The organism is Ancylobacter sp. WKF20 (assembly GCF_029760895.1).
In the GTDB taxonomy this organism is placed as follows: Bacteria; Pseudomonadota; Alphaproteobacteria; order Rhizobiales; family Xanthobacteraceae; genus Ancylobacter.
In genome coordinates, this window is the sequence record NZ_CP121679.1 from 686,030 (window position 1) to 711,412 (window position 25,383).

Genomic DNA, 25,383 nt, shown 5'->3' on the forward strand with positions numbered 1-25,383 from the left:
ATGATCCGTGCCCGTTCGATCCTGCCCGCCGGCAGCTGGGAGGCCGCCAGCGCCGCCGATCGCGTCGTGCTGCCGCATGACGGCCGCCACCGCCGCCGCATCGCCATGCGCGGTGAGGGCGACGTGGCGTTCCTGCTCGATCTGGAAGACGCGACTCGTCTGAAGAACGGGGATGGCCTGCTGCTCGATGATGGCCGCATCGTCGCCGTCGCTGCCGCTGAAGAGCCGGTGGCGGAAATCGTGGCGCAGGATCCGCATCATCTCGCGCGTCTCGCCTGGCATCTCGGCAACCGCCATGTGCCGGCCGAGCTGCTGGCCGACCGTATCCGCATCGCCCGCGATTCCGTTCTGGAGGACATGGTCCGTGGCCTCGGCGCCTCGGTTTCCATCGTTGAGGCGGCGTTCGAGCCTGAGGGCGGCGCCTACGAGGCGGCCGAGGCGCATGGCCATGCGCACCACGATCATGGTCACCACGATCATGGACATCATCACACCCATGGCGAGGGCTGCGGCTGCGGTCATGACCACGCGCATGATGAGCACCATGGCCATGAACATCATGGTCACGAGCATCACGACCATGAGCATCACGACCATGCTCCGGCGCGGGACGTGCTGCATGTGCACGATCATGGCGCGGCGCATAAGCATAAGCATGAGCACGACGCCGGCTGCGGCTGCGGGCATGACCATGCTCATGACCACCACGCGCACGATGACCACAAGCATGGCGACCACTCGCATGATGATCATGGCCATGCGGCCGGCCATCGCCACGGCCATTAGGGAACGGGCATGAGCGGTGCGAAGGGGGCGGCGGCGCCGGCCACGGACCTGCTGCCTTTATTCGTGTGGCTGTCGCCGGCCTACCCGGTCGGCGCCTTTGCCTATTCGCACGCTCTTGAATGGGCGGTGGAGACCGGCGCGGTTGGCAATGTTCATGGCCTCATAGGCTGGGTGGACGATCTCCTTCACCACGGCGGCCCGTTCACGGACTCCGTCCTCCTTGCCCATGCTCATCGGGCAACGGCCAGCGGCGACGACACAGCCTTGCGCGACCTGCTCGAACTCGCCGCCGCGTTCGCGCCCTCGCGCGAACGGCAGATGGAGACGTTGAACCAGGGGGATGCCTTCATCGCCGCCACCCGACTGGCGTGGCCCGCCCCGGTTCTGGATCGCTTGGCCGATATCTGGAGCGGGCGCGTCGCCTATCCCGCCGCCGTCGGCATGGCTGCCGCCGCGCATGGCTTGCCGCTGCCGGCGACGCTATCCGCCTATCTCGGCGCCGTGGCGGCGAATTTGATCTCCGCGGCGGTGCGGCTGGTGCCGCTCGGCCAGAGCGACGGCAACCGCGCCATGGCGGCGGTGACGCCGATCGTGCGCGAGGTCGCTGTGACCGCGGCGAGTGAAACGCTGGAGCGCCTTGGCGGCAGCGCACTTGCATCCGACATCGCGTCGATGCGCCATGAGACACAGTACACGCGGCTCTTCAGGAGCTGACAGGTGAGGGGACACTGAATGACCAGGCAAGCCACAGGACCGCTTCGGGTCGGCATCGGCGGGCCCGTCGGCTCCGGCAAGACGGCGCTGATGGAGGCGCTCTGCCGGACCTTTCGCGATCGCTATGATCTCTGCGCCATCACCAATGACATTTACACCAAAGAGGACGCGGAGATTCTCACCCGCGCTGGCGCGCTGCCGGCCGATCGCATCATGGGTGTGGAGACCGGTGGCTGCCCACACACGGCGATCCGCGAGGACGCCTCAGCCAATCTCGCGGCGGTGGCCGAAATGCGCGGGCGGTTTCCGGGGCTCGACCTCATCCTGATCGAGTCGGGAGGCGACAACCTTGCCGCGACCTTCTCGCCGGAGCTGGCGGACATCACCATCTATGTGATCGACGTCTCGGCAGGCGAGAAGATCCCGCGCAAGGGCGGGCCGGGCATCACCCGCTCGGACCTGCTCGTCATCAACAAGATCGACCTCGCGCCCTTCGTCGGCGCGTCGCTTGAGGTGATGGACCGCGACAGCCAGCGCATGCGTGGCCGGCGGCCTTTCGTCTTCTCCAATATTCGCGAGGGTAAGGGCGTCGCTGAGGTCGCGCGCTTCATCGAGGAAGCGGGTGGGCTGGCCGCCACGGAGCGTCCCGCAGCTGAGTGAGCGACTATTGTCGCGCCGTCACGTTGGTGGTGAAATGGCGGTATCTTCTGAACCGCCTGTATTGGAGCTGGGCTGCGGCTGAACACCCGTCCCGTTCCGAACGGCTTTGCCCCCGCCCGCCTCACCAGGTGCGAAATGTCCTTTCCGATTCCCGATAATGAGGCGGAAAGGCTCGCGGAACTCCATGCGCTCGACATACTGAACTCACCGCCCTCCGCCGTGCTGGACGGGGTGTGCGTGCTCGCGCGCAAGATGTTCAACCTGCCGTCCGCCTGCATCGGCCTGGTCGACCGCGATCGTCAGTGGTTCAAGGCGAATTCGGGCTTCGGGCAGGTGGAAGGTACGTCTCGGGCGCACTCTTTCAGCGCCTGGACGCTCATGGACAATGAGATGCTGGTGGTCCCGGATGCCCGGGACGATCCGCGTTTTCGTGACAATATCTATGTCGTGGGTGATCCCCACATCCGCTTCTATATCGGCTCGCCCATCGCGCTGCGTCCGGGACTGAATATCGGCTCGCTCTGCCTCTTCGGGCCCGAGCCGCGCGAGTTGGCGCCCGATGAACGCGAGATCGTCCTGCATCTCACACAGATCATCGTCGACCAGTTCCGCCTGCACGAGGCGACGCGTCGGACCAAGCGGGAACTCGAGCACCGCCGGACCAGCCAGAGCCTGCTGGAAATGCAGAGTCGCGAGCTGTGGCGGCGGCAGACCTTGCTGGCGCAGACGGAGAGGCTCGCCAAGGTCGGCGGCTGGGAACTGGACGTTGCCACCCGCCGCCTCAGCTGGTCGGACGGTGTCTACCGCATCTACGGTCTGCCACCCACCAGCGAGCCGACCGAGGAACTGGCTCTAGCCCACTTTCCGCTTGAGGCCCGGCGTCATTTCCGGCGCAAATTCGTGCACGCCCTGCGGACGGGCGAGGCGTTCGAGATAGAGCTGCCCTTCGTCAACGCCCAAGGCCAACACCGCCTGATCCGGCAGAGCTGCGAACTTGAGATCGAGGACGGCGTTCCTGCGCGCGCCTTCGGCATCATGCAGGACGTGACTGAGCGCAAGCAGGCCGAGCAGCGCATGTGGCACATGGCCAATCATGATGCGCTCACCGACCTCCCCAATCGGGGACTGATGCGGGACAAGCTGGATATCGCCCTGCGTCGTGCGCGACGCAGCGGGGGCTATGTCGGCGTGCTACTGGTCGATCTGGACCAGTTCAAGGACGTCAACGACACCCTCGGCCATGATGCCGGCGACGCGCTGCTCATCGAGGTGGCGCGGCGGCTCATGGCGAGTGTGTCGGAACTGGATACGGTGGCACGGCTCGGCGGTGACGAGTTCATCGTGCTGCTGTCGCGCATGGAAAATGCCGATGACGGGATGATCGTTGCCCAGCGCATTCTGGCCGCGCTGAGCCTGCCCTTCGAGTATCGGCGCACCTCGCTCTCCTGCCGCGGCAGCATCGGTGTCACCGTGGCGCCGGATCATGGCACCGACCCTTCCACACTGCTGAAGAACGCGGACATCGCCCTCTATCGCGCCAAATCCGCCGGGCGGGGCATTGCCGTTGCCTATGACCCACGCATGCAGAAGGCGACCGAGAACCGCGTGCAACTGGCGGCCCGCGTCAGGCTTGGCCTGAAGAATGGCGAGTTCCAGCCCTTCTATCAGCCGAAGGTGTCGCTCTCGACCGGGGCCATTGTCGGCTTCGAGGCGCTGCTGCGCTGGCGGCATCCGCGTCGCGGCGTGCTGGGGCCGCAGGACTTCAGCGCGATCTTCGAGGACCCCCATCTCTCGGTCGAGATGGGCGAGCGCCTGCTACAGCTGACCACGCGCGACATGGCGCAGTGGACCGCGCTCGGCTGCGACTATGGGCATGTCGCGATCAATGTCAGCTCACCCGAATTCGCCCATGGCGAACTGCCCGAACGCGTTCTCACGGCTCTCGACCTCGCGGGCCTCGGCACGGAGCGGCTCACCATAGAGGTGACGGAAACCGTCTTCCTCGGTCGTGGAACGGAGATGGTCCGGCAGAGCCTGCAGATCCTCAATCAGGCTGGCATCCGTATCGCGCTGGATGATTTCGGCACCGGCTTCGCGTCGCTCAGCCATCTGAAGCAGTTTCCGGTTGATCGCATCAAGATCGACCGCTCCTTCGTGCATGACATCGAGCACGATATCGACGATGCCGCCATCGTGCGCGCGGTCATCAATCTCGGCCAGAGTCTTGGGATCGAGACGGTCGCCGAGGGCGTCGAGACGTTCTCGCAGGCGTCCTATCTGCGGGCTAATGGCTGCGATTACGCGCAGGGCTTTCTCTACTCCAAGGCCCTGCCGGCCTCCCGCGTCCCCGCGCTGCTCAAGGGCTGGAGCCCCGAACTCGCTTCCTATGGCGCGCCAGGTCCGCTTGATGCGCTGATGTGACATCGTCGCGGTCTCGGCGCCGCCTCTGGCCTTCTGTTATGTTCCCGTCATCTCGAATCGGACGAGCATGATGAAGCCTGAGGCCCTGTGGAACGAAAGTTCCGCCATGACGCGCGCGCCGCTGCGCGGTCTAAGGCTGGCAAGCCGCCTTGTTGGCCTCATCGATGGCGCGTCCCGGACCAATATGCGGTGCGTCCTGCTGCTGGTCCTGTTGTGCCTCGTCGCTTTCCTCCCCGGCTTCTTCTCCACGCCTGTTCTGGACCGGGACGAGGCGCGCTTTGCGCTGATCTCGCGGCAAATGGTGGATACCGGGCAGCTCGCGGAAACCCGGATCGGCAGCGAAAGCGCGCACACCCGCCCGCTGGGCTGGTATTGGGTGCAGTCCGCGCTGGTAGGTACCGCCAAGCTGGCGGGCGTGAAGAATGCCGATCATACGATCTGGCTCTACCGTCTTCCCTCGCTGCTGGCCGCCATTGCCGCGGTGCTGCTCACCTTCTGGGCGGCGCTCGCCTTTACGGGACGGCGTGGGGCGCTGCTGGCCGCCATTCTGCTCGGTTCCTCGGCCGCCGTGGGCGTGGCGGCGCGCCTGGCTGTGCCGGATGCCGTCATGCTCGCCGCGGCCGCCGCGATGCTCGGCGCGCTCGCCCGGCTTTATCTGCCGACGCAGGCCCGTGAGGCCGCCAGTCTGTTGCCGACGGGCGCTCCGCGCGCGCTCGTTGCCATTCTCTGGGGTTCGCTCGCCGTCGCGCTGTTCTCGCGCGGGCTCATGGCGCTGTTCTACCCGTTGATGGCGCTGCTGGCGCTTGTCGCGGTGGATCGTTCCTTCCGCGCGTTGCGCGTCACCTTTCCCGTCGTGGGCCTGGCTCTCTGCGCCTTTGTCGGGCTGGTCTGGTACCTGCTGCGCCATTTCGGCATGGATGACAGCAACATGGCCTCGGCGGCGCGGGCCATGATGGGTCGGGTATCGCCCTCTTTCCAAGGCACGGGACCACTGCCGGGCACGCTGCTCCTCGCGTTTGGAGGGATGTTCTGGCCGGCGGCGCCGCTCGCGGTGCTGGCCGCGCCCATGCTGTGGAAGGCCCGCCGGCTGCGCACCGTGCGGCTGCTCCTCGCCTGGGCCGTGCCGGCCTGGTTCGTGCTCGACCTCATCCCGACGAAGTTCCCCGCGCATCTGCTGCCGCTGTTCCCGGCGGTTGCCATTGCCATTGCGATCGCGATCGAGCGGGGGGCGATGGCGCTGAGCGGGCCTCGCCTCGTGCGCGTGCTCTGGCTGTGGCCGGTGATCGGCGCCTTTATCGCGGTCTCCGCGCTGCTTGGCCTCGCCGTCTTTGACCGCACCACCAGCCTGCTGGCCTGGCCGCTGCTGCTGCTCGGCTTCTTCGCGCTTGTGACCGCCGCTGCCGCCGTGCGCGAGTACGGCGTCGAAAAGTCGGCCCTGCTCGCGGTCGTCGGCATGCTGATCTCGGGCTTCGGCGTCATGCAACTCCTGCTGCCGCAGATGGCCAGCCTGTGGGTCTCGCCGCGCGTCGTCGCTGCCATCGCCCGCGAAAGCTGTCCGGCTGACAGCGAGGCGCTGGTGGTGGGGGCCGCCGGCTACAACGAGCCGAGCCTGCCCTTCCTGCTGCCGGGTAAGGTGCGCTTCATGGATGGTGCCGCCGCCGCTGACTTCCTGCGCGAGGGCGGCTGCCATGTCGTGCTGATCGAGCGACGGCAGGAGGTCCGCTTCGTGCGGCGCGCCGAGGCGCTGGGCCTGCGCTTCGAGCGCACCGCCGATATTGGCGGCATCGCCTATGCGGACGGGCGCGCCGTCCGCCTCTCCGTTTACCGGCGCACAGGCGGCTGAGGTCAGCCCGCCACGTCGCGGAGCCGGCCGAAACCCTGTTCAAGATCGGCAATGAGATCCGCCGGATCTTCAAGCCCGATATGGATGCGCACGCCGGGGCCACCCGGCTCCCACTGCGTCGCCGTGCGATAGGTGCGGCAGTCGAACGGGATCGCCAGGCTCTCGAACCCGCCCCAGCTATAGCCGAGGCCGAACAAGGCGAGGCTGTCGAGGAAGGCATCGACCGCCGCCTTCGGCACAGGCTGGAGAATGATGCTGAACAGCCCGGTCGCGCCTTTGAAGTCCCGCTTCCACAGCGCATGGCCGGGGTGCTCCGGAAGGCCGGGATGAAGCACCCGCAGAACCTCCGGCCGGGACGCAAGCCACCGGGCCACGGTGAGCGCGGATTCCTGATGCCGGGCAAGGCGTACCGCCATGGTTCGGAGCCCGCGCGCGCCCAGAAAGGCGTCCTCGGGGGCGACGGTGATGCCGAGGTCGCCATGGGTCTGCTTCACGCGCGGATAGCTGCGCGCCGTGGCGGAGATCGTTCCGATGTTCAGATCGGAGTGGCCGCTCAGATATTTGGTGCCGGCCTGGATGGAGATGTCCACCCCTACATCATGGGGGCGAAAATACAGCGGCGTCGCCCAGGTGTTGTCGATCAGCGTCAGTATGTCGGTGCCGCGCAGCGCCTCGATAATCGCCGGGACGTCCTGCACCTCGAAGGACTGCGAGCCCGGCGACTCCAGGAACACCGCCCGCGTGTTCGGCCGGATCAGCCCGGCGATGCCCCCCCCGACGAGGGGATCGTAATAGGTCGTCTCGACGCCGTAGCGGCGCAGCACGCCGTTGCAGAACTGGCGTGTCGGCAGATAGGCGCTGTCCGTCATCAGCAGGTGGTCGCCCGCCTGCAGCACGGAGAGCAGCGCGACGCTGACCGCCGACAGGCCGGATGGCGTGAGCACCACGCCAGCGCCGCCCTCAAGCTGCGTCAGGGCCTTTTCCAGCGCCTCGACCGTGGGGTTCCCGCGCCGCCCATAGGTGTAGCGGCCCGTGTGGCCCTCAAGGTCGGCGACCGTCGGCGACAGCACGGTGGAGCCACGCACGATCGGCGTATTCACGAAGCCGTCAAACCGCGCGGGGTCGCGCCCAAGCAGCACGAGGTCGGTTTCCAGGGAATACGTGGAGGGCGGCGCGTCTTTGCGAACTGAAGCCATGCTGAGAAATCGCTCGTGGGTATCTTGATGCCAGTGGGGCGGTCGTGGAGGAGGACGGGTTGCGCTTGACCGTGGGGTAATACGGCGTTCTGATGACTCCCGCGTCTTCCGCAGCATCCTATAGCACGGTGCCCAGCGGATATAGACGAAGGGGGCAGACCGTGCCGCGCACGCCCGGCATGTAGCGGCATGTGAATTGCTTTAATTGTCGCAACGTTCCGTTCGAAGCCACGAGCGGAACGTCAGCTCAGAACCAGTAAAGAAGGCTGCACACATGAAACGCCTCATTTCCACGTTTGCCGTCGCGGGCGCCCTTGGCCTCGCGGCCACCGGCGCGCAGGCTGCGACGAAGCTCGAGCAGGTGAAGTCCAAGGGCTTCATCCAGTGCGGCGTCAGCCAGGGCCTGCCCGGTTTCTCGACGCCCGACGACAAGGGCAACTGGACCGGCCTCGACGTGGATTTCTGTCGCGCCGTTGCCGCGGCGGTGTTCGGCGATGCCAACAAGGTCAAGTACACGCCTCTGTCGGCCAAGGATCGCTTCACCGCGCTGCAGTCCGGCGACATCGATATTCTGTCGCGTAACACCACCTGGACCATCACGCGCGATACCTCGCTCGGTCTCAACTTCACCGGCGTGACCTATTATGACGGCCAGGGCTTCATGATCCGCAAGGACAAGAAGGTGAACTCGGCCATGGAGCTCTCGGGCGCCTCGATCTGCACGCAGACCGGCACCACCACCGAGCAGAACCTCGCCGACTTCTTCCGCGCCAACAACATGACCTATGAGGTCATCGCCTTCGCCACCAACGACGAAGTGGTCAAGGCTTATGACGCCGGCCGCTGCGACGTGCTCACGACCGACCGTTCGGGCCTCGCCGGCGAGCGTCTCAAGCTGACGAACCCGGACGACCACATCGTTCTCCCAGAGATCATCTCCAAGGAGCCGCTCGGCCCGGTGGTCGCGCATGGTGACGACCAGTGGTTCGACATCGTGAAGTGGGTGCTGTTCGCCCAGCTCAACGCCGAAGAGCTCGGCGTGACCTCGAAGAACGTCGACGACCAGCTCAAGTCCTCGGCCAATCCCGAGGTCAAGCGCCTGCTCGGCACCGAAGGCAAGTTCGGTGAGGGCATGGGCATCGGCAATGACTGGGCCTATCAGGTCGTCAAGGGCGTCGGCAATTACGGCGAGATGTACGACAAGAATGTCGGCCCCAGCACCCCCCTCAAGCTGGCCCGCGGCGTGAACGCGCTGTGGAGCAAGGGCGGCCTGCAGTACGCCCCGCCGATCCGCTGAGATCAGTCATGACAGGCTCCCGGTCCTATGGGCCGGGAGCTTTCCTGCCGGAAGCTGACGCAAAGTTCGGCGCCGGGATTAAGCAGTGAGCCTCGAAAGAGGCGAGGGGGACCATGACGGACTTGGCCGCGCCCGCGTCTGGCGGGAAGACTTCTTTCATCAACGACCCAAAGGTGCGCAGCATAGGGCTGCAGATCATAGCCTTGATCGTGGTCGTTTTTCTGGGCTGGATGTTCGTCGACAATGCCAGCCAGAACCTGGCGGCGCAGAAGATCGCGACCGGTTTCGGCTTTCTCGACAACACCGCCGGCTTCGGCATCAACCAGACGCTCATTCCCTATAGCGAGACGTCGACCTATGGCCGGGCCTTCTTTGTCGGCCTGCTGAACACCCTTCTGGTCGCGGTGGTCGGCATCATCCTAGGCACCGTCATCGGCTTCCTGGTCGGCATCGGCCGCCTCTCCAAGAACTTCGTCGTGCGCCTCCTGTCGACGATCTATGTCGAGGTGCTGCGCAACCTGCCGCCGCTGTTCCAGATCCTGTTCTGGTACCTCGCGGTGCTCAGCGCGATGCCCAATCCGCGGCAGAGCATCAATCTTTTCAACGAGATCTACATCTCCAACCGCGGCCTTATCGTTCCCCGCCCGATCTTCGGCGATGGAACGGGCGTGGTGCTGTGGGCGATCGGCGCGGCTATCCTCGCCGTCATCCTGCTCAGTTACTGGTCGCGCGCGCGGCAGGAGGAGACCGGGCGCCGGCTGCCCATGCTGCCCATCGGGCTTGCCATCCTCATCCTCGTGCCGACGGTGGCGATGTTCGCCACGGACTTCCCGATCACCATCGAGCGCCCGGAACTCAAGGGCTTCAACTTCGTCGGCGGTGTGCGGGTCATTCCCGAATTCGTCGCGCTCACCGTGGCGCTGGCGACCTATACCGCCGCCTTCATCGCGGAAAATGTGCGCGCCGGCATTCAGGCGGTCAGCCATGGCCAGACGGAAGCCGCCCATTCGCTGGGGCTGAAGAACAGCCAGACCTTGCGGCTTGTGGTCATTCCGCAGGCGATGCGGGTGATCATTCCCCCGCTGACCAGCCAGTATCTCAACCTCACCAAGAACTCGTCGCTCGCCGTGGGCATCGGTTACCCCGACCTCGTCGCGGTCTTTGCCGGCACCACGCTGAACCAGACCGGTCAGGCGATCGAGATCGTGGCGATGACCATGGGCGTCTATCTGCTGCTGTCCATCATCACCTCCATCATCATGAACGCCTACAACAAGCGCGTCGCGCTCGTGGAACGGTGAGGAGCGCGCTATGAGTCTGACCTTCGACGACGGCACCTTCATCCGGGCCGACCTCGTAACGCCGCTGCCGCCGCCCACGCGCAATCTCGGGCCCATCGGCTGGATGCGGGAGAACCTGTTCTCCGGCTTCTTCCACACGATCCTCACCCTCGCCGGCATCGGCGTGGCGCTGCTGATTTTCCCGCCGCTGATCCGCTTCCTGCTGATCGACGCGGTGTGGACCGGACAGAACCGCGAGGCCTGCCTCGGGCCGAATGTTGGTGCCTGCTGGCCCTTCGTCCATGCCAAGTTCGGCCAGTTCATCTACGGCTTTTACCCGTTCGCCGAACGCTGGCGGCCCAACATCGTCTTCGCGCTGGGGGCCATCCTCCTGGTCCCGCTGCTGGTGCCGAGCGCACCGTATAAGCGGCTGAATTCGCTGCTGTTCTTCGCGGTCTACCCGGTCGTGGCCTTTGTCCTGCTGACCGGCGGCAACATCAACGCTTCCGCCTTCTTCCTAGAGCGTTTCGGCCTTATCAGCCCGCTGACCGGCGGGGCGACGGTGGCCGGGCTGAACCTCACCTTCTGGGTCGATCTGCTGCTCACCGCCTTCCTCGTCGCGGGTATCATCGGCGGTATCATCGCCGGCCTCGGCGGCGCCGGCCTTGCGGCGGCGCGCAGCACGCTGCTGGTCTTCGCCGGCTTCGCGGTGGTGGTTTTTGCCTGGGACGTCGATGTCGGCCTCGACTATGTCGAGACCCGGCAGTGGGGCGGGCTGTTGGTGACGCTGGTGATCGCGGTTACCGGCATCGTCGCTTCGCTGCCGCTGGGTATCGCGTTGGCGCTGGGGCGGCGCTCGCAGATGCCCGTCGTGCGGCTGCTTTCGGTGATCTTCATCGAGTTCTGGCGCGGCGTGCCGCTGATTACTGTACTGTTCTTCGCGACGTATATGCTGCCGCTGTTCCTGCCGCAGGGCGCCAACCCGGACGCGCTGCTGCGTGCGTTGGTGGGTGTCGCGCTGTTCTCCGCCGCCTATATGGCGGAGGTGGTGCGCGGTGGCCTGCAGGCCATTCCGAAGGGCCAGTATGAGGGCGCGATGGCGATGGGGCTGACCTGGAGCCAGATGATGCGGCTCATCATCCTGCCGCAGGCGCTGACCCTGGTCATTCCGGGAATCGTGAACAGTTTCATCAGCTTGTTCAAGGATACGACGCTGGTGCTGATCGTCTCGATCTTCGATTTCCTCGGCCAGCTCCGCGCGTCCTTCACCGACCCGAACTGGGCGAGCCCGGTGACGCTCTACACCGGCTTCGCCTTTGCCGGCCTCGTCTACTTCTTCTTCTGCTTCGGCATGTCGCGCTACTCGCTCTTCGTGGAGCGCCGCCTCAACACCTCCCACCGCCGCTGAACGACGGAGACATTCCATGACCGAACACCATTCCATCGTTTCCAGCGACGAGATCCCCGCCGTGCACACGCCGCCGGGAAAAGACGTGGCGGTAGAACTGGTTGGCGTCCACAAGTGGTACGGCGAATTCCACGTGCTCAAGGACATCAACCTGAAGGTCCGCCGCGGCGAGCGTATCGTCATCTGCGGACCTTCGGGCTCCGGCAAGTCGACCATGATCCGCTGCATCAACCGGCTGGAGGAACACCAGCAGGGGTCGATCGTCGTCGACGGCATCGAATTGACCAATGATCTCAAGCGGATCGACGAAATCCGCCGCGAGGTCGGCATGTGCTTCCAGCACTTCAACCTGTTCCCGCACCTGACCATTCTGGAAAATCTGACGCTGGCGCCGATCTGGGTTCGCAAGATGCCCAAGAAGGACGCCGAAGAACTGGCGATGCATTTTCTCAAGAAGGTGAAGATTCCCGAGCAGGCGCACAAATATCCCGGCCAGCTTTCCGGCGGCCAGCAGCAGCGCGTGGCTATTGCGCGCGCGCTCTGCATGAAGCCGAAGATCATGTTGTTTGACGAGCCGACCTCGGCCCTCGACCCGGAAATGGTCAAGGAAGTTCTGGAGACGATGGTCAGTCTTGCCGAGGAAGGCATGACCATGCTGTGCGTGACCCATGAAATGGGCTTCGCCCGGCAAGTCGCCAACCGCGTCATCTTCATGGATGCCGGGCAGATCATCGAGATGAACGAGCCGAATGCGTTCTTCTCCAACCCGCAGCATGAGCGCACCAAGCTGTTCCTCAGCCAGATACTGCACTGAGGCGAGCGTTTACCGGATGCGCCGGCTGGCGCGTCCTGGAGAATTCTTGCAACGGCCGCCCCCATGGGGCGGCCGTTTTCGTTGATGCGCCGTGGCGTGTCAGTGCAGTCAGGTGACCAGTCAGGCCAGTGTGTGCAGGAAAAATGGCCGATGAGGCCGATGAGGGTGAGGGGCGAAACCGGGCGACGCGTGGCGCCGTTTCGGCGTGATGAGGTTTCCCGTCGGGGAGGGGAGGTGTTTCATCGCCGGCCTCCCGCTAGCGTCATCCCGGCCCCTCGGGTCTTGCCTTCGGCAAGCCCAAGGACAAGCTCCGCGCAGCGCAGGCCGGGATCGGTTGCCGATCATGAGCCGGGACGCGATCCCGGATCGGCCTTCGGCCGTCCGGGATGACGGGGTGTCAACGGCGCGCCGTGCCCGATGGCGGCACCCCGTCCCCTGCGTGCCGTGCCCTGTCCCCCAAGCCGCGCCTCCCCCGGTCGTCCCCGCCTGCGCTTGCCTCAATCCGGCCGCCGGCGCCTTGCCCGGAGGGGCCTCGCCGGTTACAGCGGCGGCGCGATGGCCTCAACGCCATCGCCTGTTCCCGACGCGACCGGAGAAACCCGCCATGGTGGTGACGAGCGAGGCCGAGCTGGCGGCGCTGAAGGAGATCGGCCGCATCGTCGCCGTGACGCTGGAGGCGATGGGCAAGGCCATCGAGCCGGGCATCACCACGGCCGAACTCGACGCCATCGGCCGGGCGCTGCTGGAGGGCGCGGGCGCGCGTTCGGCGCCTGAGAGCGTCTATGGCTTTCCCGGCGCCACCTGCATCAGCGTCAATGAGGAGATCGCCCACGGCATCCCCGGCGCGCGGGTGATCCAGCCGGGCGACCTCGTCAATATCGACGTCTCCGCCGAGAAGGGCGGCGTGTTCGGCGACACCGGGGCCTCCTATGCCGTGCCGCCGGTCACCCGCGCGGTCGAGCGGCTGTGCAAGGATGGGCGGCGGGCGATGTGGGCGGGGCTGCGCGAGGTCGGCGCCGGCCGGCCGCTGGCGGGGATTGGCAAGGCCGTCGGCGCCTTCGCCCGCAAGAATGGCTACACGCTGGTGCGCAACCTCGCGAGCCACGGCATCGGCCACAGCCTGCATGAGGAGCCGAAGGAAATCGCCACCTGGCCGGACGCGTCGGAGCGGCGGGTGATGCGCGAGGGGCTGGTCTTTACCGTCGAGCCGTTCCTGTCGCTCGGCGCGGAGCACGCCGAGGATGGCGACGACCCGTGGACGCTCTACAGCGAGCCGCGCGCGCTCACCGTGCAGTATGAGCACACGGTGGTCGCGACGCGGAACGGCCCGCTGATCCTCACGCTCGCTGGGTAAGAATTGGGCGGGCTAGGGCCGTCCACGCCCCCGCTCAGTCCTTGGGCAGCGTTGCCGCCGGGCCGGTCGCCACCGGGCGGTCGGAGCCACCCCATTCGGTCCAGGAGCCGTCATAGAGCGCCTTGGGCCGGGCGCCGATGACATCGAGCGCCAGCCAGAGAATGGCGGCGGTCACGCCCGAGCCGCAGCTGGTGATGACCGGGCGGCCGGTGTCGATGCCGGCCGCGTCCACCGCCGCGCGGATGGCGTCGGAATCGACCAGCCGGCCATTCTTCACCACCTCGGAGACCGGCAGGTTGCGCGCGCCGGGAATGTGGCCCGCCCGCAGGCCGGCGCGCGGTTCCGGCGCCTCGCCACGGAAGCGCTCGGCGGCGCGGGCGTCCAGCACCTGCGCGCTGCCATTGGCAAGGCGGGTGGCGACCTCGTCGATGCTGGCGACCCAGCTCTTGTCGAGATGCGCCTCGAAGCTCGCGGGGTAGATGGTCGGTTCCCCCGCCTCGACCGGGTGGCCTTCCGCCAGCCATTTCGGAAAGCCGCCATCGAGGATCTGCACATCCACCGCGCCGAAGGCCTTCAGCGTCCACCACACGCGCGGGGCGGAGAACAGGCCGGCGGTGTCATAGACCACGATCTTCATCGTGCGGCCGATGCCGAGCGACTCCATCGCGGCGCGGAACACGATTTCCGTCGGCAGCATGTGCGGCAGCGGGCTCGACGTGTCGGAGATGGCGTCGATGTCGAAGAACACCGCGCCGGGAATGTGCCGCTCCAGATATTCCGCCCGGCCGCTGCGCCCGGTCGCCGGCATGTGCCAGGAGGCATCGACGATGACGAGGTTTGGCGCGCCGAGATGGGCGGCCAGCCATTCGGTGCTGACGAAGCGGGGATCATAGGACATTGCTTACTCCCGGTGGGCGGCGGGCGCCGCCCTGGTTGGCCGGCGGGGGCGCCTCAAGCTGGCGCCCCGAACGCCGAGAACGTCAGGCCCACGCGACCCGCACGCGGCGGTTCTGCTGGCCCTTCTTCTCGATCTTGGTCACCTGCGCGGCGCCGATCTCGGCGAGGCTGCGCACATGGGTGCCGCCGCAGGGCTGCAGGTCCAGCCCCTCAATGGCGACAAGGCGCACGCGCCCGGTTCCCATGGGGGGCTTCACCGACATGGTCTTGACGAGGCCGGGATTGGCCAGAAGTTCCTCGTCGGTGATCCAGCTCTCGGTGACAGCGGCGCCGGTGGCGATCATCTCGGCGAGCTTCGCCGTGATGGCGTCCTTGTCGAGATTGGCTTCGGGAATGTCGAAATCGAGCCGACCTTCCGCATCGCCGATGGAGCCGCCCGTCACCGGGTAGGGCAGGGCGACGGAGAGCAGATGCAGCAGCGTGTGCATGCGCATCCGCTTGTGGCGGATGTCCCAATCAAGGACGAGCGTCACCTCTTCGCCGACCTCCGGCAGCTCGCCGCCGGCGGTCGCGGGAACGTGGATCACCTCCGCCTTGTCCGGCCCATAGACGGCAGTGGCCAGCGCGATCTCGGTGCCGGAGGCGCGGCGCAGCACGCCCTTGTCGCCCGGCTGGCCGCCGGCATTGGCGTAGAACACCGTGCGGTCGGTGATGATGCCGCCCTCTTGGGTGATCGCGGTCACGGTGGCGACGGTTTCGCGCAAATACGCGTCGTCGCGGAACAGGAGCCGGGTGGCCATCAGACGAGCACGCTCGGAATGTGGACCGTGCGCTCCAGCCAGCCCGGTACGGGCAGGCCCTTCTCGCGCAGGAATTCCGGGTTGAACAGCTTGGACTGGTAGCGCGTGCCGTAGTCGCACAGGATGGTCACGATGGTGTGGCCGGGCCCAAGCTCGCGGGCGAGGCGCATGGCGCCGGCGATGTTGATGCCGGAGGAGCCGCCAAGGCACAGGCCTTCATGCTCCAGAAGATCGAACACGATCTGCACGGCCTCGGCATCGGGGATCTGGTAGGCGACGTCGATCGGCGCGTCTTCAAGGTTCGCGGTGATGCGGCCCTGACCGATGCCCTCGGTGATGGAGGAGCCCTCTGCCTTCAGCTCGCCCGTGGTGTAATAGCTGTAGAGCGCGGCGCCGAACGGGTCGGCGAGGCCGATCTTGATGCGCGAATTGCGCGCCTTCAGCGCCATGCCGGTGCCGGCCAGCGTGCCGCCGGTGCCCACCGCTGCGACGAAGCCGTCCACCGCGCCCTCGGTCTGCTCCCAGATTTCCGGGCCGGTGGTCTCGATATGCGCCTGCCGGTTGGCGACGTTGTCGAACTGGTTGGCCCAGACGGCGCCGTTCGGCTCGGTCTTGGCGAGTTCGTCCGCGAGGCGGCCGGAGACCTTCACATAATTGTTCGGGTTGGCGTAGGCGACGGCGGGCACCTCGACCAGCGTGGCGCCGGCAAGCCGCAGCATGTCCTTCTTTTCCTGGCTCTGCGTCTCGGGAATGACGATCACCGAGCGGTAGCCGAGCGCATTGCCGACAAGGGCGAGGCCGATGCCGGTATTGCCCGCCGTGCCCTCCACGATCACGCCGCCGGGCCGCAGCGCGCCGCGCGCCACCGCGTCCTTGATGATGTAGAGCGCGGCCCGGTCCTTGACCGACTGGCCGGGATTGAGGAATTCCGCCTTGCCCAGAATGGTGCAGCCGGTGAGCTCGGAGGCACGCTTGAGCTTGATGAGGGGTGTGTTGCCGACCGCGTCGACAAGACCGTTACGGATCGTCATCGTCTGAAATCACCGCCGCTTTGGCACCGCTGGACGGTCGCGTTGCCCGACCGCTGGAAAGTGCACGAAACTAGTAGGCTATCGGCGCGGCGGCAACCGGGTTGGTGGCGGAAGTCGCGCCGTTCAACCGCGAATGGCCTCGTAGCGGGCGAGCGCGCGCTCGCGGGCAGTGGCGTGATCGAGGATCGGGTGCGGGTAAGTGAGGCCGAGCGTCACCCCGGCGCGGCGCAGCACGTCGGGCTTGGCCGCCCAGGGCTTGTGGATCGCCTCGGCCGGCAGGCGCGCGAGTTCCGGGATGTAGCGACGGACATAAGCGCCGTCGGGATCGAACTTCTCGCCCTGGGTTATGGGGTTGAAGATGCGGAAATAGGGCGCTGCGTCCGCCCCTGATCCCGCGACCCATTGCCAGCTCGCCGGGTTGTTCGCGGGACAGGCGTCGACCAGTGTGTCCCAGAACCAGTCCTCGCCGCGCCGCCAGTCGACCAGCGCGTCCTTGATGAGGAAGGAGGCGACGATCATCCGCACGCGGTTGTGCATCCACCCGGTCTGCCAGAGTTGGCGCATGCCGGCATCGACGATGGGGTAGCCGGTGCGGCCGCGCTGCCAGGCGCGCTCATGCGCCGCGTTGCTCGCCCAGCCGAAGCCGTCGAAACGCGGGTTGAAGTTCGCGCTGGCCAGCGTCGGGAACTGGTAGAGCAGGTGATAGGAGAACTCGCGCCAGTACAGCTCGGCGACGAACTTCGCGGCGTCCTTCGCCCCCGCCGTTCCCGCCGCCTCGGCATGGCGGGTCGCGGCGAGCACCTGATGCGGCGAGATGTTGCCGAAGCGCAGATAGGGCGAGAGGCGCGAGACATTCTCAAGGTCCGGCCGGTCCCGGTTCTCCGCATAGCCGGCGAGGCCCTCCTTGAGGAAGCGGGTGAGGGTGGCCCGCGCGCCGTCCTCCCCCGGCTGCCAGGTGGCGCGCAGCCCGCCGGCCCAATCCGGCGCGGAGGGCGTTAGATGCCAGTCGGCCAGCGCCTCGCTCGCCGGTGCCGGGGCGAAGCGCAGCGTGGAGGGCTCGGGTAGCGGCGCGCGCACCGGCTGCTGCTGCGCGGCGCGGGCGAAGGGCGTGTAGACCTTGAACGGCCCGCCGGACTGGTTCTTAACCGTCCAGGGTTCGTGCAGCAGCGTGCCGTTATGGCTTTTCACCGTGCGCCCGGCAGCCTTGAGCGCCTCTTTCAGCGCCGCGTCCTGCGCGATCTGCGGCGCGTCATAGCGCCGGTTCCAGTGGATGGATTCGGCATCCACCGCCTCGGCCAGCGCCGGAATGATCGCGGCCGGGTCGCCCCGCCTCAGCACCAGCGTGCCGCCGCGCGCCGCCACCGCCCGTGAGAGATCCGCCAGCGCCCGCCCGAGCCACCAGCGCGCCGCGCCGCCGAGCGGGCGGGTCTGCCGCCCCTCATCCAGCACATAGGCGAGCACGACCGGCCGGCCGCCCTCGACTGCACCCGTGAGCGCGGGATTGTCGGCGAGGCGGAGATCGTCGCGCAGCCAGACGAGGGCGGGGCGGGGGTCAGAAGCGGGCATGAGCACGGCCAGACGGGAACGGAAGGGGTGCGCAGTCTACGTCGAATTCGCCCGCCCGGATCGGCCACGCCGTGCCTTTCCGTCAGCGTCCGCTTGCCGGGGCTGGGAAACCGTCCGTACCATGATGGTCATCATCAAAGCGGCAACTGCCGCGGGAGACGTCCTTATGAGTGCAGCATCACCGGGCACCGCCCTCGTCACCGGCGCGTCCAGCGGCATCGGCAAGGTCTATGCGGATCGGCTGGCCAAGCGCGGCTACGACCTGATCCTCGTCGCGCGCAATCGCGAGCGGCTGGAAGCGCTGGCGGGCGAGCTGAGAGCGTCCACCGGCCGCAAGGTCGAGGTGCTCGCCGCCGATCTCGCCGAGCCGAGGGATGCCGCCCGCGTCGCCGCGCGCATCGTCGAGGAGGAGGGGCTCACCCTCGTCGTCAACAATGCCGGCTCCGGCACGGAGGGCCCGGTGGTGGGCGCCGACCCGGCGAAGATCGACGCCATGGTGCAGCTCAATGTCGTCGCGCTGACCCGGCTCGCGGTGGCGGCGGTCGATACCTTCTCCCGGCGCGGGCGCGGCACGCTCATCAACATCGCCTCGGTGGTGGCGATCGTGCCGGAGTTCTTCCCCGGCGCCTATGCCGCGACCAAGGCCTATGTGCTCGCCTTCACCCAGTCGCTGCAGACCGAGCTGCAGGGCAGCCCGGTGCGGGTGCAGGCGGTGCTGCCGGGGGCGACGCGCACCGAGTTCTTCGAGCGCGCGGGCCTCGACGCCAACGTGTTCCCGGAAGAGGCGGTGATGAGCGCCGACAATCTGGTCGATGCGGCGCTGAAGGGGCTGGATCTGGGCGAGGCCATCACCATTCCGCCGCTGCCCGACTTCGCCGGCTTCGAGGCGGTGACGGCGGCGCGCCTCGCGCTGCAACCCGGCCTGTCGCTGCGCGATCCCGCGCCGCGCTACCGGGGCTGACGCCTCAATAGTCCCACTGGGCGCCGATGCCGACCTCGGCCGAGCCGTCGGCGCCCGTGGCGCCCTGCAGGCGGATGTTGCGGGTCACGTCGATATCGACGGTGACCTTGCTCGATCCCGAGGTCGTGCCCTGGCGCACGCCGAGATAGATATTGTCGTTGAGCCGGCGGCCAATGCCGATCTGCCCGCCGGTGCCGGCCTCGTTGGTGCCGACGTCGAGACTGTCCACCCCGAGCGAGCGGCGCAGATTCTCCAGCGCGCCGGAGCCGCCGGAAAGCTGGGCGATGGCCTGGGCGACCTGCACCGCCTGCCCGGCATTGAGGTTGCCCGCCGAGCGGCCGAACATCAGCCGCGCCACGATCTCGTCCTGCGGCAAGGTGGGGGTGGAGCTGAAGCTCACCTCCGGGCGCGAGGCCGGGCCGGAAATGGTGATGCGCGCCGTCACGTCATTGCCGGTGGTCTCGGCCACGAAGTCGAGCTCCGGGTCGGTGGTGCCGGTGAAGGTAATCCGCCCGCGCGTGAAGGTGAGGCGCCGCCCGGCGAAATCAAAGGTGCCGCGTCGGAGGTCAAAGCCGCCGAGCGCGATGGGCGCGCGGGTGGTGCCGGTGAGCCGCAATTCGCCGCCGAGCTGCGCGTCCATGCCGAGGCCGCGCACGAACACGGTGTTGTTCGGCGCCGCCAGCACGAGATCGAGGCTAACGCCATCATTGCGGCTGGCGGCGGTGGGGCGGGCCTGCGCCTGCTGACGCTTGGCGGTGAACGCCTTGCTGGCATTGACGTGGCGCACATCAATCGCCCGCACGCCGCCGCCGAAACGGTCGGGAATGGAGATGTCGAGTGCCCGCAGGGTGATGCGGCCGGTAAGGCGCGGCCCGTTGAGGAACGCGCCCTCGACACCCAGCCGCCCCTCGGCGACGAGGCGCATCAGATCGCTGTTCACCAAAGCGGCATTGACGAGATCAAGGTCGATCCGGCCGGGAAAGCCCGCCGCCGGGTCCAGCGCGATCGTGCCGCGCCCGGTCACCGAGCCGCCATTGGTGGTGCGGGCGGTGAGCGAGGTGATGGTTATGGAACGGTCCGTACCCGTCAGCACGGCCTGGATCTGGTCGAGCGCGATGCCGTTCACATTGTCGTCGAAGCGCCCGCCGCTGATGCGCACCGTGCCGCCCGCGCTCGGTGCCGCCGCCGTGCCGCGAATGGTGGCATCCACATTGGCCGTGCCGAGAATGCGCGCGCCGGTGGTGGCGAGCACCGGGTTGACGATGGCGAGGTTGACCACGCCGCGTACCGCGAGATCGAGCTGGCCCGCGCCCACCGACACCGAGCCGGTGATGGTGAGCCCCTGAAGATTGGCGCCGTTCACCGTGGCGCGCAGGCTCGCCCGGCGGTCGGCCAGCGTGCCGGAGGCGGTAATGTCGAACGGGCCGGCGCCGGAGCGGGCGATGTCGGGGGTCGAGAGGCGGGCGATGCGCAGCTCATAGGTGCCGGTCGGCGCCGCCGGGGTGCCGGTGATGCGGGCATTGCCGGCGAGCGTGCCGGAAAGGTCGAGCCCGGGCGCGGCGAGTTCCGCCAACGCCAGCGGCAGAGCGCGGGCATCCACAGTGAGGTTCAGCGTCTCGCCCACCGTGCCGGCCACGGTGAGACTGCCGCCGGAAGCGTTCAGCACCACGCGCTCCGTCCGCACCGTGCCGTTCTCAAGCACGAAGGTCGCGGGCGCGGCGGTGGTGAGGGTGAGCGCGCCGCGCGTGGCGGCGAGGCGGTCGAGCCGGATCTGCGCGCCGCCCGCCTGCGGGGTGAGCCGGCCGGCGGTGCGGATGGTGAAGCCCTGCGCCACCGCGTCCACCGTCATGTCGGTGCCGGCGGCGTTGCCGGTGGCCCGGACATTGGCGCTTTCCACCGTCGTGCCGCCGAGATCGAGGCCGCGCAGATCGGCGGTGCCGTTGATGAGGGGCACGCCGAGTGGATCGGTCACCGTTGCGTCGATCCGCGCGCTGGTGAGGCTGCGGCCGGCAAAGGCGATATTGGCGGCGTCGCCGGTGGCCGCGACGCGTTGCTGGCCGTTGACCACATCCAGCGTCACATCGGCGTTGAGCCGGCCGGTGATTTCGGTGAGCGCTAGCACGGAGATATCCGCGAGATTGCCGGCGGCGATGGCGAGGCGCCCGGTCGCCTTGGTATCCGCGCTGATGGTGAGATCGCCGCGCGCGGTGACCGAGCCGATGGCAAGGTCGAGGCCGGTGAGGCGATGGCTGCCATCCGCGCCGCTGGCGAGCGCGCCAGTGCCGCGCGCCGGCTTGCCGGCCACCTCGCCCGCGAGGGTGAAGGAGCCGGAGGGCGCGTTTGTGATGTCGCTGGCGGTGACATCAAGGGCGATGTCGCGGAGCGGGCGGTCCATCGCCGTACCCTGCGGGATGCGCAGTGTGGCGGTGACGCCGAGTTTGTCCAGCGTGCCGGAGAAAGCCGCGTCCGCCTGCGCGGCGCCGGAGACGCGCGGGTCGAGCCGGGCGAGATCGTCCAGCGCGACTTTCGCGGTGAGGTTGGCGAGGTCGGTCGCGATACGCCCGTCCACCGTGACGGCGAGCCCGTCTGTAGTGAGCTTGAGATCGCGCACGGCCAGCGCATTGGCGCCATCACGCGCCACCGCGCCGGTAAAGCGGGTCTGCTGGCCGAGCAGTCGGTCGATCTGGGCGATGCCGGTGACGAGGCCGGTGGCGGCGCCGTTGAGATCGAGCGAGAGGCGGGCGAAATCGGCGCTGCCGGCGACGCGGGCCTTGAACTGCGCCTGACCGCCGATCGGGCGCCCGGCGAGCGGGCCGAAGGCGGTGAGATCGAGCCGCTGCACATCGAGATCGCCGTCGATCGACTGGCGGGTGGCGGTGCCGGCGAAATGGGCGGTCAGTGCGGTGAGGCGGGCGGTGAGTTCGGTGAGGGTAGCGGGGCCGTCCGCGGGGAGCGTGCCGCTGGCACTGAAGGTGCCGGCCGTGCCGAGCGCGCCGGCGACCTCCGGGTCGGCTGCGGTGAGCCCCTGCGCGTCGCCCTCGATGATGATCGCCATCGCCCCGCCGCCATTGGGCACGGTGCGCAGCGTCGCGTGCAGGTCGCTCGCGCCATAGCCGGCTCCGCTGATGCCCTGCGCGGTGAGGCGCGCGTCGAGCGAGGGGCGGGCGAGGTCGCCCTTGGCGGTGCCGGCGAGAGCGAGGCTGGTCCAGCCGAGGCCGGGGGTGAGGGCACTGAACCGGGAGGCGGCGCCCGCCGTGGCGTCGAAGGTGAGGTCGGCGGTGCGGTCCGGGGCGATAGTGCCATGGACCAGCGCACCGAGGCCGGCGGCGCGCAGCGTGGTCGGCTCCAGCGTGATGCGGCGCTCCGCGTCGATCAAGGCGGCGCCGGCGAGTTCCGTGCGGCCTTCCGCGAGCGGGGCGAGGTCGGGCGGGAGGAGGCGCGCCATGTCCGCGTCGATGGCGAAGGTGAGCCGGTGGCCGTCAGGCACGGCGCGGATGCCGGCGGCGCCGGTGGCCTGCGCCAGCGTGCCGACGGTAACGCCGAGCTGGCCGTCCCAGGCGTCGAGCGGGCCGGTGCCCTTCAGCGTCGCGGTGATCTCCGGCAGGCCCTCAAGGCCGGCGGCCCGCGCCATCAGCCCGCCGGCAGGTTCCCGGGCGGCGATGTCGAGATCAAGCGTGTCGCTTTCCGGCGCATAGCTGGCGCGGCCGGTGAGGCTGCCTTCCGCGTCCAGCCGCTGCAGGGCGAAGTCGAGCGAGAGGCCGCGCGCCAGCGAGGCGATGTCGGCCGAGCCGGTGAGCGAGAGCCGCGCGGCATGGTCGAGCACCGGCTCGGCGAGCACGATGTCGGGGAAGCTCAGCTCCCCGATGCGGATCGGCACGGCCAGCGAGGGCGGCTCGCCCGGCGGCGGCGGCTCATTGGGCGGAAGGGGCCGGCGCAGCACCTCGACACGGGTGGCGGTGAGCCGGGTGATGTCCACCGTGCGCTCAAACAGCGCCAGCGGGCGCCAGGCCAGATGCAGACCGTCCACCTGCGCCACCTCACCCTCGCGGTCGGCCACGCGCACGCTGCCGGCGCGCATGTCGAACGGCACGAGCCCGGTGAGGTCGCTGATCTCCACCTGAAGGTCGGGCGAGGAGGCGAGGGAGGAAACAGTGCGCGCCAGCAGCGCCTTGCCCGGCGGCGTCTGCACGGCGCCGAACAACAGCAGGGCCAGCAGCACGAGGCCGAGGACGAGGAACAGCAGGCTTTTCACGATGCGCATCATCAGAACGCCTGCCCCAGACTGACATAGAGGCCGAAATCCCCGTCATCCGGCCCCGGATTGAGCGGGAAGGCGAGGTCGAGGCGCAGCGGACCGATGGCGGTGTAGTAGCGAAGCCCGACGCCGGCCGAGTATTTCAGCCCGTCGAAATCCGGCCATTCGCTTAAGTAGGCCGAACCCATGTCGAAGAAGGGCACGATGCCGATCGTGTCGGTGACGCGGATGCGTCCTTCGAGCGAGGCCTCGAAGAAGGACCGGCCGCCGATGATGATGCCGTCATCATTGCGCGGGCTGGCGGACTGGTAGTCATAGCCGCGCAGCGAACCACCGCCGCCGACATAGAAGCGGCGCTGCGGCGGGATGTCGTAGAGGCCGGCGCCGAACACGCTGCCGGCGGCGACACGGCCGGCGAGGATGAAGCGCTTGTCCTCATCGAAGGCGTGATAGGCCGAGAGCGCGCCCTTGACCATGACCGGCCCGGCGCCGGCATCGCCCAGATAGGCGAAGGGCTCCAGCGTGCCGGCGAAGCGGATGCCGCGCGAGGGATCGAGCTCATTGTCGCGCGTGTCATAGGTGAGATCGAAGGGCACGCCGACAATGCTGTAATCGCCGGTGCCGGTGGTGTCCTCCACCTGCGACTGTTCAAGGTCGATGCCGATCTGCAGCGACAGGTCGTCACTGTAACGGTGGCGCACGCCGGCAACGAGGGTGACGGCCTCGCGCACATAAGCGTTGGTCACCTCGCGCAGCACGGCAGCCTGCGCCACCAGGTCGTCCTGCGCGGTGTAGATGCCGGGCTTCATGAACGAGGCCGAGACCTTGTAGCCGAAGGGGTCGGCATCCGGCACCGCTTCGGACTTCTCGCCGAACCAGGAGGCCTGCGCGTCGAGCCGCAGCGTCTCGCCGCCGCCGAACAAATTGCGATGGCCCCAGAAGGCGTTGACCGCCGCGCCCTCTGTCGAGGAATAGGTGCCGCTGAAGCCGACATAGCGCGGCTTGCGCGCCTCGACGATCAGGGTGATCGGCAGGCTGCCATCGGCGTCGAGTTTGCTCGCTTCCTCGATGCGCACGCTGGCGATGGCTTCATAGGTCAGCAGCCGCCGGCGCAGGCGGTTCAGCGTCTCCGGCGAATAGGGCGTGCCCGGCGCGATCTCGATCCGCTCCTCGATGAAGCCGGGAGGTAGGAAATCGGCGCCTGAGACGGTGAAGCGGCCGAAGGTGGCGACCGGACCAGGCTCGACATAGATCGACACGTCGAGCGTCGAGGTCTTGTGGTCGGCCACCACATCCTTGCTGGCGACACGGGCGAAGGGGTGGCCGAGCCCGCGATAATGATCGTCCAACGCGCCCTCGGCCCGCACGATGTTGCTGGCGAGCGCCGGCTGGCCCGGTTCCAGCCGCAGGCGGCGCAGGGTCGGGGCGTCGGCGAGCGGGCGGCGGGTGCGCGCGTCGAGGATCTGCACCGTGCCGAAGGTGAAAAGCGGGCCGGGCTCGACCTCCACCCGCACCGGCACCGGGCCTTGCTTGCGGGCGGCCTCGACGATCTCGAAGATGTTGGCCGCCTCGGGCGCCGCGCCGGCGATGCGGATGCGGATCAGCCCGGCATAATAACCTTCGCCATAGAGCGCGGTGGTGATGTTGTTGCGATCGGCCAGCGCCCGGCGCACGAGGCCGGCGGCGCCGGAGGGCGGGCGGTGCGACAGGCTTTCCAGCGAGGAGGCGCCCTCCACCGCATTGCGCAGGGAACGGTCGGCGTCCTTTATGTCGATCTCGACCGTGTAGGGCGTCGCGTCCGGCGCCGGCGGGCCGTCATCGGCCATGCGGTTCGGGCTGAACAGGTTGAGGAGCGAGTTGAACAGGCCGGGGCGCGGCGCGTTCTCGCTCGCCGCCGGCGCGGGCTCCGCATTGGACGGGGCCGATTGCGCGTGGGCGATGCCCGGCGCCAAAAGGGTGAAAGCGAGCGCGACGACGAGAACAGCCTGACGGGCGCGCAGGGCGCGGTCCGGTCGGCTCAGCTCTCTCGTTACGCAACACGCCAATTGTCCACACCCGAGTAGCGGTCCGGGGACCGGTGAACCGAGCGAGGAAGCCGCC

18 protein-coding genes are annotated in these 25,383 nt (G+C 68.0%); 11 read left to right on the forward strand and 7 right to left on the reverse strand.

Annotated features, from left to right (window positions below; genetic code table 11):
- The 5 genes from AncyloWKF20_RS03080 (at window position 1) to AncyloWKF20_RS03100 (ending at window position 6,424) form a co-directional block, all read left to right on the forward strand.
- On the forward strand, window positions 1-786 hold the full coding sequence (locus AncyloWKF20_RS03080) for an urease accessory protein UreE (RefSeq protein ID WP_279316485.1): 786 nt from the start codon (window positions 1-3) through the stop codon (window positions 784-786).
- A 9-nt stretch (window positions 787-795) separates the two neighbouring features.
- A complete protein-coding gene (locus tag AncyloWKF20_RS03085) occupies window positions 796-1,500 on the forward strand; it encodes an urease accessory UreF family protein (protein ID WP_279316486.1) in 705 nt (234 codons plus the stop codon).
- A gap of 18 nt (window positions 1,501-1,518) precedes the next feature.
- Window positions 1,519-2,160 carry an urease accessory protein UreG gene (gene ureG, locus AncyloWKF20_RS03090; protein WP_279316487.1) on the forward strand — a complete coding sequence of 214 codons (642 nt, stop codon included), beginning with the start codon at window positions 1,519-1,521 and terminating at the stop codon, window positions 2,158-2,160.
- Window positions 2,161-2,295: 135 nt separating this feature from the next.
- Entirely contained in the window at window positions 2,296-4,581 is a 2,286-nt protein-coding gene (locus tag AncyloWKF20_RS03095; protein WP_279316488.1) for an EAL domain-containing protein, read from the forward strand.
- A 106-nt stretch (window positions 4,582-4,687) separates the two neighbouring features.
- Window positions 4,688-6,424 carry a glycosyl transferase gene (locus tag AncyloWKF20_RS03100; RefSeq protein ID WP_279316489.1) on the forward strand — a complete coding sequence of 579 codons (1,737 nt, stop codon included), beginning with the start codon at window positions 4,688-4,690 and terminating at the stop codon, window positions 6,422-6,424.
- 2 nt (window positions 6,425-6,426) lie between these two features.
- On the opposite strand, the gene metC is transcribed toward AncyloWKF20_RS03100, so the two are convergent.
- A complete protein-coding gene (gene metC, locus AncyloWKF20_RS03105; protein ID WP_279316490.1) occupies window positions 6,427-7,620 on the reverse strand; it encodes a cystathionine beta-lyase in 1,194 nt (397 codons plus the stop codon).
- Window positions 7,621-7,894: 274 nt separating this feature from the next.
- Here metC and AncyloWKF20_RS03110 point away from each other — a divergent pair, with 274 nt between their 5' ends.
- The 5 genes from AncyloWKF20_RS03110 (at window position 7,895) to map (ending at window position 13,773) form a co-directional block, all read left to right on the forward strand.
- Entirely contained in the window at window positions 7,895-8,917 is a 1,023-nt protein-coding gene (locus tag AncyloWKF20_RS03110; RefSeq protein ID WP_279316491.1) for an amino acid ABC transporter substrate-binding protein, read from the forward strand.
- Window positions 8,918-9,030: 113 nt separating this feature from the next.
- Window positions 9,031-10,218 (forward strand): amino acid ABC transporter permease, encoded by a 1,188-nt coding sequence (locus AncyloWKF20_RS03115; protein WP_279316492.1) that lies wholly within the window; start codon window positions 9,031-9,033, stop codon window positions 10,216-10,218.
- Window positions 10,219-10,228: 10 nt separating this feature from the next.
- A complete protein-coding gene (locus tag AncyloWKF20_RS03120; RefSeq protein ID WP_279316493.1) occupies window positions 10,229-11,605 on the forward strand; it encodes an amino acid ABC transporter permease in 1,377 nt (458 codons plus the stop codon).
- A gap of 16 nt (window positions 11,606-11,621) precedes the next feature.
- Window positions 11,622-12,419, forward strand: a complete 798-nt coding sequence (locus AncyloWKF20_RS03125; RefSeq protein WP_279316494.1) for an amino acid ABC transporter ATP-binding protein — start codon at window positions 11,622-11,624, stop codon at window positions 12,417-12,419.
- A 604-nt stretch (window positions 12,420-13,023) separates the two neighbouring features.
- On the forward strand, window positions 13,024-13,773 hold the full coding sequence (gene map / locus AncyloWKF20_RS03130) for a type I methionyl aminopeptidase (RefSeq protein WP_279316495.1): 750 nt from the start codon (window positions 13,024-13,026) through the stop codon (window positions 13,771-13,773).
- Between the two features lie 34 nt (window positions 13,774-13,807).
- Here map and sseA read toward each other — a convergent pair whose 3' ends face one another.
- From sseA to AncyloWKF20_RS03150, 4 genes are all read right to left on the reverse strand, one after another.
- On the reverse strand, window positions 13,808-14,671 hold the full coding sequence (gene sseA / locus AncyloWKF20_RS03135) for a 3-mercaptopyruvate sulfurtransferase (RefSeq protein ID WP_279316496.1): 864 nt from the start codon (window positions 14,669-14,671) through the stop codon (window positions 13,808-13,810).
- Window positions 14,672-14,753: 82 nt separating this feature from the next.
- Window positions 14,754-15,470: an alanyl-tRNA editing protein gene (locus tag AncyloWKF20_RS03140; RefSeq protein ID WP_279316497.1), complete on the reverse strand. Its 717-nt coding sequence runs from the start codon at window positions 15,468-15,470 to the stop codon at window positions 14,754-14,756.
- On the reverse strand, window positions 15,470-16,501 hold the full coding sequence (locus AncyloWKF20_RS03145; RefSeq protein ID WP_279316498.1) for a cysteine synthase A: 1,032 nt from the start codon (window positions 16,499-16,501) through the stop codon (window positions 15,470-15,472). The genes AncyloWKF20_RS03140 and AncyloWKF20_RS03145 overlap by 1 nt, the downstream gene beginning before the upstream one ends.
- A gap of 123 nt (window positions 16,502-16,624) precedes the next feature.
- Window positions 16,625-18,067 (reverse strand): deoxyribodipyrimidine photo-lyase, encoded by a 1,443-nt coding sequence (locus tag AncyloWKF20_RS03150; RefSeq protein WP_279316499.1) that lies wholly within the window; start codon window positions 18,065-18,067, stop codon window positions 16,625-16,627.
- Window positions 18,068-18,233: 166 nt separating this feature from the next.
- On the opposite strand from AncyloWKF20_RS03150, the gene AncyloWKF20_RS03155 reads away from it, so the two are divergent.
- Window positions 18,234-19,028, forward strand: a complete 795-nt coding sequence (locus AncyloWKF20_RS03155) for an SDR family oxidoreductase (protein ID WP_279316500.1) — start codon at window positions 18,234-18,236, stop codon at window positions 19,026-19,028.
- 4 nt (window positions 19,029-19,032) lie between these two features.
- On the opposite strand, the gene AncyloWKF20_RS03160 is transcribed toward AncyloWKF20_RS03155, so the two are convergent.
- Together AncyloWKF20_RS03160 and AncyloWKF20_RS03165 are read right to left on the reverse strand one after the other, a co-directional pair.
- The gene (locus AncyloWKF20_RS03160; protein WP_279316501.1) at window positions 19,033-23,292 is read right to left on the reverse strand and encodes a translocation/assembly module TamB domain-containing protein; all 4,260 of its coding nucleotides are present in this window, start codon (window positions 23,290-23,292) and stop codon (window positions 19,033-19,035) included.
- The gene (locus AncyloWKF20_RS03165) at window positions 23,292-25,328 is read right to left on the reverse strand and encodes an autotransporter assembly complex protein TamA (protein ID WP_279316502.1); all 2,037 of its coding nucleotides are present in this window, start codon (window positions 25,326-25,328) and stop codon (window positions 23,292-23,294) included. Before AncyloWKF20_RS03165 ends, AncyloWKF20_RS03160 begins: the two co-directional genes overlap by 1 nt.
- Between the last annotated feature and the right edge of the window lie 55 nt (window positions 25,329-25,383).

Excerpts from the sequence above, each read along its gene's own strand:
- AncyloWKF20_RS03160 (WP_279316501.1), bottom strand. The coding sequence starts at position 23,292 with ATGATGCGCATCGTGAAAAGCCTGCTGTTCCTCGTCCTCGGCCTCGTG.
- AncyloWKF20_RS03150 (WP_279316499.1), bottom strand. The coding sequence starts at position 18,067 with ATGCCCGCTTCTGACCCCCGCCCCGCCCTCGTCTGGCTGCGCGACGAT.
- ureG (WP_279316487.1), top strand. The coding sequence starts at position 1,519 with ATGACCAGGCAAGCCACAGGACCGCTTCGGGTCGGCATCGGCGGGCCC.
- AncyloWKF20_RS03125 (WP_279316494.1), top strand. The coding sequence starts at position 11,622 with ATGACCGAACACCATTCCATCGTTTCCAGCGACGAGATCCCCGCCGTG.
- metC (WP_279316490.1), bottom strand. The coding sequence starts at position 7,620 with ATGGCTTCAGTTCGCAAAGACGCGCCGCCCTCCACGTATTCCCTGGAA.
- AncyloWKF20_RS03080 (WP_279316485.1), top strand. The coding sequence starts at position 1 with ATGATCCGTGCCCGTTCGATCCTGCCCGCCGGCAGCTGGGAGGCCGCC.
- AncyloWKF20_RS03155 (WP_279316500.1), top strand. The coding sequence starts at position 18,234 with ATGAGTGCAGCATCACCGGGCACCGCCCTCGTCACCGGCGCGTCCAGC.
- sseA (WP_279316496.1), bottom strand. The coding sequence starts at position 14,671 with ATGTCCTATGATCCCCGCTTCGTCAGCACCGAATGGCTGGCCGCCCAT.
- AncyloWKF20_RS03120 (WP_279316493.1), top strand. The coding sequence starts at position 10,229 with ATGAGTCTGACCTTCGACGACGGCACCTTCATCCGGGCCGACCTCGTA.
- AncyloWKF20_RS03100 (WP_279316489.1), top strand. The coding sequence starts at position 4,688 with ATGACGCGCGCGCCGCTGCGCGGTCTAAGGCTGGCAAGCCGCCTTGTT.
- AncyloWKF20_RS03115 (WP_279316492.1), top strand. The coding sequence starts at position 9,031 with ATGACGGACTTGGCCGCGCCCGCGTCTGGCGGGAAGACTTCTTTCATC.
- AncyloWKF20_RS03085 (WP_279316486.1), top strand. The coding sequence starts at position 796 with ATGAGCGGTGCGAAGGGGGCGGCGGCGCCGGCCACGGACCTGCTGCCT.
- AncyloWKF20_RS03095 (WP_279316488.1), top strand. The coding sequence starts at position 2,296 with ATGTCCTTTCCGATTCCCGATAATGAGGCGGAAAGGCTCGCGGAACTC.
- map (WP_279316495.1), top strand. The coding sequence starts at position 13,024 with ATGGTGGTGACGAGCGAGGCCGAGCTGGCGGCGCTGAAGGAGATCGGC.
- AncyloWKF20_RS03145 (WP_279316498.1), bottom strand. The coding sequence starts at position 16,501 with ATGACGATCCGTAACGGTCTTGTCGACGCGGTCGGCAACACACCCCTC.
- AncyloWKF20_RS03140 (WP_279316497.1), bottom strand. The coding sequence starts at position 15,470 with ATGGCCACCCGGCTCCTGTTCCGCGACGACGCGTATTTGCGCGAAACC.
- AncyloWKF20_RS03110 (WP_279316491.1), top strand. The coding sequence starts at position 7,895 with ATGAAACGCCTCATTTCCACGTTTGCCGTCGCGGGCGCCCTTGGCCTC.